At 65.9% G+C, this 11,886-nt stretch carries 12 protein-coding genes; 4 read left to right on the forward strand and 8 right to left on the reverse strand.

Annotation, left to right across the window (positions count from 1 at the left end; genetic code table 11):
• Both AAG801_RS35190 and AAG801_RS35195 read right to left on the reverse strand, forming a co-directional pair.
• Positions 1 to 380, reverse strand: a 380-nt coding sequence (locus AAG801_RS35190; protein ID WP_341892592.1) for an ABC transporter permease, incomplete at its 3' end; no start/stop codon positions are given.
• 209 nt (positions 381 to 589) lie between these two features.
• Positions 590 to 1,681: a tartrate dehydrogenase gene (locus AAG801_RS35195; RefSeq protein WP_341892593.1), complete on the reverse strand. Its 1,092-nt coding sequence runs from the start codon at positions 1,679 to 1,681 to the stop codon at positions 590 to 592.
• Positions 1,682 to 1,953: 272 nt separating this feature from the next.
• Between AAG801_RS35195 and AAG801_RS35200 the strand changes: the two genes are divergently transcribed.
• Positions 1,954 to 2,811: an aldo/keto reductase gene (locus tag AAG801_RS35200; protein ID WP_341892594.1), complete on the forward strand. Its 858-nt coding sequence runs from the start codon at positions 1,954 to 1,956 to the stop codon at positions 2,809 to 2,811.
• A gap of 5 nt (positions 2,812 to 2,816) precedes the next feature.
• Here the strand turns inward: AAG801_RS35200 and AAG801_RS35205 are convergent, their stop codons facing one another.
• The 3 genes from AAG801_RS35205 to AAG801_RS35215 all read right to left on the reverse strand — a co-directional run bounded on the left by AAG801_RS35205 (position 2,817) and on the right by AAG801_RS35215 (position 6,766).
• Positions 2,817 to 4,307, reverse strand: a complete 1,491-nt coding sequence (locus AAG801_RS35205) for a nucleobase:cation symporter-2 family protein (RefSeq protein ID WP_153285518.1) — start codon at positions 4,305 to 4,307, stop codon at positions 2,817 to 2,819.
• Positions 4,308 to 4,434: 127 nt separating this feature from the next.
• A complete protein-coding gene (locus tag AAG801_RS35210; protein ID WP_341892595.1) occupies positions 4,435 to 5,691 on the reverse strand; it encodes a prolyl oligopeptidase family serine peptidase in 1,257 nt (418 codons plus the stop codon).
• Positions 5,692 to 5,707: 16 nt separating this feature from the next.
• A complete protein-coding gene (locus AAG801_RS35215) occupies positions 5,708 to 6,766 on the reverse strand; it encodes an SDR family oxidoreductase (RefSeq protein WP_341892596.1) in 1,059 nt (352 codons plus the stop codon).
• Positions 6,767 to 6,918: 152 nt separating this feature from the next.
• On the opposite strand from AAG801_RS35215, the gene AAG801_RS35220 reads away from it, so the two are divergent.
• On the forward strand, positions 6,919 to 7,620 hold the full coding sequence (locus AAG801_RS35220) for a TetR/AcrR family transcriptional regulator (protein ID WP_341892597.1): 702 nt from the start codon (positions 6,919 to 6,921) through the stop codon (positions 7,618 to 7,620).
• 18 nt (positions 7,621 to 7,638) lie between these two features.
• On the opposite strand, the gene AAG801_RS35225 is transcribed toward AAG801_RS35220, so the two are convergent.
• From AAG801_RS35225 to AAG801_RS35235, 3 genes are read right to left on the reverse strand one after another with little or no spacing between them, the layout of a single operon-like run.
• Positions 7,639 to 8,397, reverse strand: coding sequence for a GntR family transcriptional regulator (locus tag AAG801_RS35225; protein ID WP_192195515.1), 759 nt, complete (start codon positions 8,395 to 8,397; stop codon positions 7,639 to 7,641).
• 14 nt (positions 8,398 to 8,411) lie between these two features.
• Complete coding sequence (locus tag AAG801_RS35230; protein WP_101492710.1) at positions 8,412 to 9,149, reverse strand: aspartate/glutamate racemase family protein; 738 nt, start codon at positions 9,147 to 9,149, stop codon at positions 8,412 to 8,414.
• 27 nt (positions 9,150 to 9,176) lie between these two features.
• Positions 9,177 to 10,670, reverse strand: coding sequence for an NCS1 family nucleobase:cation symporter-1 (locus tag AAG801_RS35235; protein ID WP_341892598.1), 1,494 nt, complete (start codon positions 10,668 to 10,670; stop codon positions 9,177 to 9,179).
• Between the two features lie 252 nt (positions 10,671 to 10,922).
• Here AAG801_RS35235 and AAG801_RS35240 point away from each other — a divergent pair, with 252 nt between their 5' ends.
• On the forward strand, positions 10,923 to 11,426 hold the full coding sequence (locus AAG801_RS35240; RefSeq protein ID WP_101492708.1) for a sigma-70 family RNA polymerase sigma factor: 504 nt from the start codon (positions 10,923 to 10,925) through the stop codon (positions 11,424 to 11,426).
• Between the two features lie 21 nt (positions 11,427 to 11,447).
• A partial coding sequence (locus AAG801_RS35245) for a DUF4880 domain-containing protein (protein ID WP_341892599.1) occupies positions 11,448 to 11,886 on the forward strand: 439 nt, incomplete at its 3' end.

Below are 11,886 nucleotides of genomic sequence, written 5' to 3' on the forward strand. Positions count from 1 at the left end.
AGCTTGTTGTGGCGCGCGGCAGCGGTGACGCCGACGAGCAATGCGATCACGACTGTCAGGCTCATCGCCATTACGGCCAGTGGCACGGTGAGGGCCAGGCGCTCGAGGATCAGGTCGATGACGGGCGAGCTGTAGGCGTAGCTGTCGCCGAGGTTGCCGGTGAGCATGCCGGCGATCCAGTGCCAGTAGCGGGTCCACGCGGGCTGGTCCAGGCCGAGCTTGGTGGCCAGGGCGGCGACGGCATCGGGCGAGGCGTCGGGGCCCATGAGCATCTGCGCAGCGTTGCCCGGGAGGATTTCGAGCACGAGGAACACGATGACGGATGCGCCGATCAGCGTGCCGAGGAGCGTCAAGGTGCGCTTGAGCAGGAAGAGGCCCATGGTTCAGTGGCTCCGGTTGGCGTTGCTGTTCGGGGGGCGTGCACAGGACACCGGGTACTTCCCTCCGCGAATGTCCCCCGCCTTCGGCTCCTCCTTAATTTCGCTGCGGGAAGCACCCAGTGCCCTGCGCACGGAGCACGCGGCTGGGGGGCGGCCGATCAACGACCGCTGTGCTTTGCGCTCCCTGCGACAAGGAAGGCCGGGCGGCGTCATGCCGAAGCGATGCACTCGGCAATCGCACGCCCCACGTCCACCGTGTTGGCGGTGCCGCCCATGTCGCGCGTGCGCGGGCCTTCGCTCAGCACGGTCTCGATCGCCGAGATCACGGCGGCCGAGGCTTGTGCGTACACGGGGTCGTTGTCGCCCAGGTGGTCGAGCATGAGCGCGGCCGACCAGATCTGGCCGATGGGGTTGGCGATGCCTTTGCCTGCGATGTCGGGCGCGGAGCCGTGCACGGGTTCGAACAGCGAAGGGAACTTGCGTTCGGGGTTCAGATTGGCGCTGGGCGCGATGCCGATGGTGCCGGTGCAGGCCGGGCCCAAGTCTGAGAGGATGTCGCCGAACAGGTTGGAGGCCACGACCACGTCGAACCAGTCGGGGTGCTGCACGAAGTGCGCGCACAGAATGTCGATGTGGTACTTGCTCGTGGCCACGTCGGGGTAGCGCGTGGCGATTTCGGCCAGGCGCTCGTCCCAGTAGGGCATGGTGATGGAGATGCCGTTCGACTTGGTGGCGGCCACCAAGTTCTTGCGCTTGCGGCGGCTGGCGAGCTGGAACGCGTAGTCGATGATGCGGTCCACGCCCACGCGGGTGAACACGGCTTCCTGGATCGCCATTTCGCGCGGCGTGCCTTCGAACAGGCGACCGCCCACCGAGGTGTATTCGCCTTCGGTGTTCTCGCGCACGACGAGGAAGTCGATGTCGCCCGGCTTGCGGTGCGCCAGCGGGCCGGGCACGCCGGGCATCAGGCGCACGGGGCGCAGGTTGACGTACTGGTCGAAGTCGCGGCGGATCTTGATGAGCAGGCCCCACACGGCGATGTGGTCGGGCACCTTGGCGGGGTCGCCCACGGCGCCGAAGTAGATGGCGTCGTGGCCCTGGATCTTGTCGGCCCAGTCGGCCGGCATCATCAGGCCAGTGCGCACGTAGTGGTCGGAACCCCAGTCGAAATGGTCGTACGCGAAATCGATGCCGAAGCGCCGACCGACCGCGTCGAGCACCCGAAGGCCCTCGGGCATGACCTCGACGCCGATGCCGTCTCCGGGAATGACGGCAATCCTGTGCTTTTGCTTCTGCTGCATTGACTCAACCTGTTCCTGAACCGTTTCGAAAAAAGCGCCGACGCTTGTGACACCGGGCCGTCAAAAAATTCTAGGAGCGGGTGGGGGGCGCGCGATGGGGGTTGGCACCCACGGGGTGTTGACAATATGAGAAGGCCAAAACATCGAATCACGGCGGAAGATAAGCAATTGATGGTCATCAAATTGACTTGATCTTCGAAAAATTAGAAGGCGACGGGGCGGATAACCCGCATCCGAGCACCCGACATGAGCGCCTGCGTAGCATTGATCTCATGCGAACACTTTCACTCCCCACCGGCGGCGAGATGCCGGTTCTTGGTCTCGGCACCTGGCGCATGGGCGAAGACGCCACCCGCCACGCGGCCGAGGTGGCCGCGGTGCGCGAGGCCATCGATCTGGGCTACCGCCTGATCGACACGGCCGAGATGTACGGCGAGGGCGGCGCCGAGACGGTGGTCGGCCAGGCCGTGGCCGAGGCGCTGCGCGCGGGCGATGTGCGGCGCGACGAGCTCTTCGTCGTCAGCAAGGTCTACCCGCACAACGCGAGCCGCCGCGGCACGGGCCAAGCCTGCGAGCGCAGCCTGGCGCGGCTGGGGCTGGAGCGCATCGACCTGTACCTGCTGCACTGGCGCGGCAATCACCCGCTGGCGCACACGGTCGAGGCGATGCACGAACTGGTGGCGGCCGGCCGCATCGCCCACTGGGGCGTGAGCAACTTCGACACCGACGACATGCAGGAGCTGGCGCAGATCGTCGGCACCGGCCCGGCCTGCGCGGCCAACCAGGTGCACCTGTCACTCGGCGAGCGCGGCCCCGAATTCGACCTGCTGCCCTGGCAGCGCGAACGCGGCATCCCGCTCATGGCCTACAGCCCGATCGACCAGGGCGCGCTGGCAGGCGACGAAGCACTGGGCACACTGGCGGCAGAACTCGGCGTGAGCGCCGCGCAACTCGCGCTGGCCGCGGTCATCGCGCGGCCGGGTGTGGCGGCGATTCCGAAGGCGGTGCGCAGCGCGCACCTGAAAGAAAACAGGGCCGCCGCCGAGCTGCAGCTCGATGCGACGACCCTGGCGGCGCTGGACCGGATCTATCCGGTGCCGAAGCGCAAGACGCCGTTGGCGATGATCTAGTTCATTCAGTGCGCGTCGGCGTGCTTGGCCGCCGCGATCACCGCCTCTTCGTCGTGCTTCGCACCGTTGAGGAACAGGTTCAGCAGCACGGCCGTGATCGACGCCAGCAGAATGCCCGACTCGATCAGCGAGTGAATGGCATGCGGCATCCACTGCTTGAAGTTGGGGGCGATCAGCGGAATCATGCCGACGCCGATGGCCACGGCGACGATCATGGCGTTGTGGCGGTTGGTCTTGAAGTCCACGCCCGACAGGATGCGGATGCCGGTGGCGGCCACCATGCCGAACATCACGAGGCCCGCGCCGCCGAGCACCACGGTGGGCAGCGACTCGATCAGCGCGGCCATCTTCGGCAGCAGGCCCAGCACGATCAGGATCACGCCGCCGGCCACGCAGACATAACGGCTCTTGATGCCGGTGACGGCCACGAGGCCCACGTTCTGCGAGAAGCTGGTGTACGGGAAGGTGTTGAAGATGCCGCCGATGAGCGTGCCCAGGCCGTCGGTGCGCAGGCCCTTGGCCAGGTCTTTCTGGCTGATCTTGCGGTCGGTCATTTCGCCGAGCGCGAGGAACATGCCGGTCGACTCGATCATCACGACGATCATGATGAGCGTCATCGTCAGGATGAGGATGGGGTCGAACAGCGGCATGCCGAAGTGGAAGGGCAGCACGACGTCGACCCAGGCGGCCTTGCCGACCTTCTCGTAGGTCATGAGGCCGGTGATCGACGCCACCACCGCGCCGATCACGATGCCCAGCAGCACCGAGATGTTGGCGATGAAGCCCTTGGCGTACTTCACGATCAAGAGGATCGACACCAGCACCAGTGCGGCCACGCCGAAGCCCGACAGATCGGCGTACTTGGGGTTGGGCACGGTGGGCATGATCGCGAAGCCCTTGGGTACCGCAGGAATCGAGCTGCCCGGCGAGGTGACCTCGGCCAGCCACTTGGCGTACACCGGGTCGACCAGCGCGGGCGCCGTCGGGCCCACGGGGTTGCCGAAGATCCAGTTGATGCCCACGCGCATCAGGCTGATGCCGATGACCGCGATGATCGTGCCCGTCACCACCGGCGGAAAAAACCGCAGCATGCGGCTCACCAGCGGCGCGATCAGTATCGATATGACCCCCGCGCCAATGATGGCGCCGAACAGCAGCTGCGCCCCGTTCTGCCCGGGGTTGGCGTTGGCGATGGCGACCATGGGCGCCACCGAGGCGAAGGTCACGCCCATCATCACGGGCAGCTTGATGCCGAACCACTGCGTGGCGCCCAGCGCCTGGATCAGCGTGGCGATGCCGCAGCAGAACAGGTCGGCCGAGATCAGCAGCGCGACCTCGTCGGGCGAGAGCTTGAGCGCACGGCCCACGATGAGCGGCACCGCGACGGCGCCTGCGTACATCACGAGCACGTGCTGCAGACCGAGGGCCGCGAGCTTGCCCGAAGGCAGGCGCTGGTCCACGGGATGGACGTTGCTGGAAAGGGAATCTGCCGTCATCGTTGTCTCCTGGCGCGGCGAGGGGAACGGGAGCAGTGATGCGCGCCGGAGATCCGTCGCGCACACCAGTCGTGTACGCGAAACTGTATACAATTTATGCGGCAATCCAGATTCAGGTAAACCCGAATCAGTCTCCCATCTTCAGTCGCCGCATGAGCCAGTTCGCCGTGAACTCGAAGTGCTCGCTCATGTTCGATTCCGCCGTGTGGCCGTCTTCCCCGAAGACGAGTTGCGTCACGTTGAAGCCCAGCGCCGAAAGCGCGGCGGGCTCGTCTCTGGAGACGAGGTCTTCGAGCGCGCCGTTCACCATGAGGATGGGTTTGCGCAGCTGCACCGCGGTGGGGTTCTTCAATTGGCGTGAGAGCTGGAAGGCTTCGTAGTACGCGCACATCGCTTCGCGCGGCGTGGTCTGCGGATTCATGTTCGCGAACACGGTGTAGGGCGCGACGATCCAGGCAGGCGCCACCTTGCAATGCGCTTGTCCGAAGCTCACATCGCTGGGGCCGCCCACATTGACGACGGCTTTGTAGAAGTCGTTGCTCAAGCCGCCGAGCGTTCCCAGATAGCCGCCCATGCTCCAGCCGTAGACGGCCACCCGGCTCGTGTCCAGGTCGCTGCGGGTCTTGATGTAGTCGGCCACGGCGTCGAACATGACGTGCGACTCCGGACGGAACGCCAGCGGGTTCTCGCCGGTGTCCGGGTTCTCCACGATGAAGGTGGCGAAGCCCCGACCCATGAAGTAGTCGCTGTGCCGGATCATCTCGGTCTTCAGGTTGTCGAGGCCACCAAGAATCACCAGCACCGGCAGCTTCTCGTTGCGGCCCGGCCGTGCGGGCGGCGCACGGAAGTAGCCGGTGAACTCTTTCGCGCCGGCCTTGAATGCGATGCGTTGCAGCGGCTTTCCCAGCAGCGCATGGGCGCGTTCGGTCGCCTGCAGATCGGGCGTGGGCACACGCTTGGGAAGCCGGTTCATCCGAAGGTAGAAAGCGGCCTTCTTGTATTCGGCCGATGCGGCGGCGTTGTTGGCTTGTGCTTCGAATGCGCGGGCGCGTTCCAGGTGCAGTTGGGCGGGCTTGTTGAACGTCGCCTGCCAGACCGCCTGCGACGGTCCGGTGTGTTCCGGCAACGCTGCGGCGATGTCGTCGAAGGTGCGTGCTTCGATGCCGGCATCCTCGAGCCACCAGCAGATGTTGAATTTGAACGAAGGGTGCATGCGGGCGACGCCGTCCGGATACTCGGCCTGCCCCTTGTTGCAGAACTCGGCCATGCTGGGCGCGGCCTTGGCAGCAGGAAGGCTCCGGGCCGCGGATGCGTGCGGCGCTGCCGCGATGCAAAGAACAGTCGCGAAGGCCGCCGAGAGTTTGAGGATCAATCTGTTTGTCATGGTCTTTTTTCTTCGTTCAGGATTCGGTTCGGGTCGGCACACCGGGCAGCCAGCCATTGCCGCGGTACCAGGCGAGCGTGTCGGCCACGGTTTGCTCGACCGGGCGAAACTTCAGTTGAAGCTTCTGCTCGCTCTTCGTGTGGTTGAAATGGCTGCGTCCCGCCTCTTTGCGCATGAGCCGCACGGTGGCCAGGCTGAGCAAGATGGGCTTGCCGGTGGCCCGCGCATAGAGCTCCTGCACCGCCGCCAGCAGGTACAGGAGCGGAAAGGGCAGGTTGCGTGTCGGCGTGCGGATGCCGGCGATCTTTCCCACCAGGGGCACCAATTCCTGCATCGTCATGTGGCGGCCGGCTGCCAGATAGCGCTCGCCGCGCTGGCCGTGTTCCGCGGCCGAAATTTGCGCCTGTGCCACGTCGCGGGCATCGACCACGGAGAAGCTGCCGGGCACCAGCCCGGGCAGTTTTCCGAGCACCACATCGTTGACGAACTGTCCTGACGAGGTGGGTCCGATGTCGGCCGGCCCCCACATCCATCCGGGCAGCACAAAACTCGCATGCATGTCCGGGTGCGTGCCCAGAAAGGCCAGCACGACCTGGTCGGCCATGATCTTGCTGCGGTAGTAGTCGTCACTGGCATCCGCCAGGTCGCGCAGGCAGGTCTCGTCCATGGGCACACCCGGCTCGCCGTTCAGCACCGCGATGGACGAGGTCTGCACGAAGCGCCGGATGCCGGCACCGTAAGCCCGTTCGATGAGCTGCCGGGTGCCGTCCACGTTGATGCGCTTGAGCTCTGCCCAGTGGCTGCCGCCCTTGAAGTTGTCCCGGAAGAACGCGGCGGTGTGGAACACCACGTCGCATCCTTGCAGCGTGCTGGAGAACGCGCCCACATTGGCCATGTCGCCCTGCACCAGCTCGACGCCCTTCATCCCCGCAAACTGCTGCTGGCCCTTGGCCTTCGAGCGAACAAGGGCCTTGACGAAGACGCCGCGCGCGACGAGTTCGCGCACGAGGTTGTTGCCGAGAAGGCCGGTCGCGCCGGTGACGAACGCGGTCCTCAGCGCTTTGGGTTTTTCCATATCAATCGAATTTCAAAAATCAAACGAGTTTTGAATGTAGCGTCGCCATTCCTGAATATCAAGTGATATTTGAAAGTGACTTCCGGGCTGCGCGCCGAGCGGGCGAAAGACAGCCAGCTGCTATCCAAAGTTCATGTGATATCTTTTCGGCCATGACCCCGACGACAGCCAAAACGCGCCTGACCCGCGAGGAAAGCAGGGCGCAGACGCGCGAGCGCCTGATCGAAACCGCGCAGCAGCTGTTTGTGTCGAACGGCTATGGGGGCGCGTCGATCCGCGACATCGCGGACAAGGCGGGCTACTCCCAAGGCGCCTTCTATTCGAACTTTTCGAGCAAGGAAGACGTGCTGCTGGAGCTGCTGCGTCGGCACATGGAAGCGGAAGCGTTGCAGCTTTTCAAGGCCATGGGCGACGAGCGGCAAGAGCCCGAGCAGATGCTTGCCGAGCTGGAAGCCTGGGCTTCCACACTCAATCACGATGCCGATTGGTGCATGCTTTCCATCGAGCTTCAGCTGCATGCCAACCGCAGTCGCAGCTTCGCGCAGGAATACAAGAAGGTGTGGGACCGGCACCGGTCCGAAATCGGCGGCGTGATCGGTCAGTTGTTCAACAAGCTCGGGCGCACGCTTCCCGCCGCACCGGAAGAATTGGCCGCAGCCTTCATGGCCCTGTCGCACGGGCTGGCATTGCAGCGCATGAGCACGCGCCCCGATCCCTCGGGGCGGCTGATCATGGTGTTCCTGCGCGGACTGATTGCAAGTGCGGAACGCCTGGAAGAGGTCGCCGTCCCAACGGATGACCCCGCTCCGCGCGCGCCCAAGAAGCGCTCGCCGAAAGCCAAGCCCAAACGCTGAGGCGAGGCAGGGGGCCTTTCAGGCCAGCAGCGCTTTCACCAGGTCGAGCTGGCGGTCGGGCTTCTCGGTGCCCAGTTCGAGGCTCGCCTCGATGCGTTCGAGGTGCTCGATCATGCAGGTCGCGGCCGCTTCCACGTCGCCCTTGCGGCACAGGCGCAGAAAGTCGGAGTGCTCATCGGACGAGCAGTGCGGGTCGTTCGACGAGTGATACAGCATCGCGATCAGCGAGCTGCGCGCCACCAGCTCGCGCACCATCTCGGCCAGCGTGTGGTTGCCCGTGGCCTCGGCCAGCGCCACGTGAAAGTCGCCCAGCAGTTTCTCGCGCACCGTGCCCATCGTGCTCTGGCGCAGCGCCGCGCGTTCGAACTTGATGTGCTGCTCGAGCGTCTGGTAGTCGCGTGGCCGGGCGTTGGCGATGAACAGGCGCACCACCTCGCGCTCGAGGATGCGGCGCACGGCGAACACCTCGCGCGCCTCGTCCACCGTGGGCTGGCAGACGAAGGCGCCCTTGTCGGGAATCATCTCGATGAGCTTGTCCTTCGACAGCATCAGCAGCGCCGCGCGCACCTTGGTGCGGCTCACCGAGTAGACGCGGCCCAGCGCTTCTTCACGCAGCCAGGTGCCCGGCGGCAGGCGCTTCTCGACGATCGCGGTGGCGATGTCGTTGGCGATGCTTTCGATGGAGCTGTTCTTGTCGGCCGGCGCCGCGCCGTTCTCGGCCGGTGCGGCAACGGGGGCGGCGGAGGAGGCGGATGGTTTGGAACTGGCGCGGGGCATCCGTCGATTGTGGCTCAGCGCGTGAGCGTGAAGCCTTCGAGCGCGCCAATGATCGGCTTGGGCAAAGGCTTTGCCAGCTCGCCACGCTTGCTGGTGCGCAGCTTCAGCGCCACCAGCGATTCGATGAGCTTGGTGCCCGCGGCCACGCCGTCGATCACGGGCACGCCGAGCACCTGCTCGATGTGCGCGCACAGGTCGGTCATGCCGGCGCAGCCGAGCACGATGCAGTCGGCGCCGTCTTCTTCGAGCGCGCGCCGGCATTCGTCGACGATGCGCTCGCGGGCATTCGAACCGGGCTCTTCGAGCTCGAGCACCGGCAGCTCGCAGGCGCGCACGTTGGCGCAGAAGCGCTCCATGCCGTAGATCTCGGCCAGGTGCCAGGCCTGGCCCATGGTGCGGCCCAGCGTGGTCACCACGCTGAAGCGGCTGCCGATCATGCTGGCCAGGTGCATCGCCGCTTCGGCGATGCCGACCACCGGGCCGCGCGCCAGCTCGCGTGCGGCCTTCAGGCCCGGGTCGCCGAAGCAGGCGATCACGTAGCCATCGATGCCGTCGCGCTCGCCCGCTGCGATCTCCTGCAGCAACCCCGGCACGGCCAGCGCCTCGTCGTAGTGGCTCTCGATGGAGACCGGCCCCATGGCCGGGCTCACGGCCACGATCTCGGTGCCGGCGTGCGCCACCGCGCGGGCGCAGGCACCGATCTTCTCGGTCATGCTCCAGGTGGTGTTGGGGTTGATGATCTTGATGCGCACGGCGCGCTCCCTTCTTCAGTCAGTGTTTCAATTCTTGTTGTTGCGGTTCAGCAGCACGTAGAGCACGAAGCCCAGGGCCATGCCGATGAACCACGCATAGTTGGCGGCGCCGCGCAGCGTCGGCACCATCACGCAGAGGATGGGCACGAGGGCCGAGGGCACCAGCGCCTGGATCGCCTTCGGGTTGTAGCCGCCGCTGTACCAGTACTTGCCCTGCTTGCTCATGGTGTAGAGCGAGTCGACGTCGATCTGCTGCTTGCGCACGATGTAGTAGTCGGCAATCAGGATGCCGAACAGCGGCCCGATGAACGAACCCAGCACGTCGAGCGTGTAGTGAATGACCTCGGGGCTGTTGTAAAGGTTCCAGGGCGTGAGAAACACCGAACCCACCGCGGCGATCATGCCGCCCGTGCGCCAGCTGATGTGCTGCGGCGCCACGTTCGAGAAGTCGAAGGCCGGCGACACGAAGTTGGCCACGATGTTGATGCCGATGGTCGCGATCATGAAGGTCAGCGCGCCCAGCACGACGGCGGTGGTGCTGTCGATCTTGCCCACGGTGTGCACCGGGTCGGTGATCAGTTCACCAAAAACGGGCAGCGTGGCGGCCGTGGTGATCACGGTCAGCAGCGAGAAGAACACGAAGTTGATCGGCAGGCCCCAGAAGTTGCCCTTCTTCACCGCGTCGAAGCTCTTGCCGTAGCGCGAGAAGTCGCCGAAGTTGAGCATCGGGCCGCTGAAGTAGCTCACCACCAGCGCAATGGCCGAGAGCATCACGGGCAGCGCGTCCCAGCCCTGGAACTTGATGCCGCCCAGGTTCAGGTCGATGTTGCTCCAGCCGGCCTTCCACACCAGCCAGCCGCACAGCACGGCCATCACCACGTACACGGCCGGGCCCGCCCAGTCGATGAACTTGCGAATCGCTTCCATGCCGTGCCAGAACACGAAGGCCTGCAGCACCCACATGACCATGAACGCCACCCAGCCCAGGGCCGAGAGGCCGACGAAGCCATGCTGCGCGACATCGGCATATGGCGCCAGGCTCGGCGCCATGTGCAGCGCCAGCACCATGAAGGCGGCCGACGCCAGGTACGTTTGCACGCCGTACCACGCCACCGCGATCAGCCCGCGGATGATGGCCGGGATGTTGGCGCCCAGCACGCCGAACGAGGCGCGGCACACCACGGGGTAGGGCACGCCCGTCACCTGGCTGGGCTTGGCCACCAGGTTGCAGAAGAACTGCACGATCACGATGCCCACCAGCAGCGACACCAGCACCTGCCAGCTCGACAGGCCCAGCGCGAACAGGCTGCCGGCCGTGATGTAGCCGCCCACGCTGTGCACGTCGGACATCCAGAACGCAAAGATGTTGTATTGACCCCAGGTCTGCTTCTTGAGCGGCGCGAGGTCCTCGTTGGTCAGGCGCGGGTCGTAGCCCGGCTTGATGAGGGCGTTCGATTCCGCGTGCGGCGCGATGCCGGCTTCGCTGGCCCCGGCGGGGGCATGGCTGGCGACTGTGCTCATGGTCTTTCCTCGTGCATGGTTGGGATGAGGGACTTTTTGACGCAAATTTCGCGCCGTCTTTATGGGTGCGTTATTTGTATACAAAAATTGAACTCAATCAAGACCATGCGGGGAATCATATATCCGTAGATTCCCTGATGTATGCCGGGCGGAGGTGAGGCCCGAGCGACCCCCACGGAGGAACTAAACCATTACAATTGCGAACGGTTCGCATTTCAGTCGTTCCAAGCCCGCCTTCCAGAACTGCCCTCCATGCCCGCGGCCGGACCTTCCGTCACCCCCATCGAAGCGCTCTACAGCGACCACCACGGCTGGTTGCTGGCGTGGCTGCGCCGCCGCCTGGGCGACGCCTGCGATGCGGCCGACCTGGCGCACGACACCTTCGTGCGGCTCATGGTGTCCTCGCGCACCGCCCCGCTCGGCGACGAGCCGCGCGCGTTCCTGACGCACGTCGCCAAGGGGCTGGTGGCGGACCATTGGCGCCGGCGCGAGGTGGAGCGCGCCTACCTCGAGGCGATTGCGCACCTGCCCGAGCCGCAGGCGCCGTCGCCCGAAGCCCGCATGCTCATCATCGAATCGCTGCTGCGCATCGAGGCGATGCTCGCCAGCCTTCCGGCGCGCACGCGGCAGGTCTTCCTGCTCGCGCAGTTCGACGAGCTCACGCTCGCACAGATCGCCGAGCGCGTGGCCATGCCCGTGATCACGGTGCGCCGCCACATCCACAAGGCGCTGGTCGCCTGCATGTCGGTTGCCTGAGCGGCACACGGCCCGAACGCGATGAACCGCCAGCCGCCGCTGCAGGCCCACGCCGCGCCCGACCCCGCGCTGCTGAGCGAAGCCGCCGATTGGCTCCTGACCCTGCGCTACGGCGACGACGCTGCGCGTGCGCAGGCCAACTTCGAACGCTGGCGCCAGCAGAGCCCCGCGCACGGCCAGGCCTGGGCGCGGGCCGAGGCGATGCTGGGCGTGTTCGCGCAAGTGCCGCCCGACATCGGCAAGGACACCTTCCAGGCCCTGCAAAGACCCAACCGCCGGCGCGGCATGGGCATGCTGGGCGCGCTGCTGCTGGCCGCGCCGGCCGGCTGGCTCGCATGGCGCCACATGCCCTGGCGCGAGTGGCGCGCCGACGTCGCCACGGCCACCGGCGAGCGCAAGTCGATGGTGCTGGCGGACGGCTCGCAGCTGGTGCTCAACACCGCCAGCGCGGTCGACATCG

The organism is Variovorax sp. YR752, assembly GCF_943372545.1.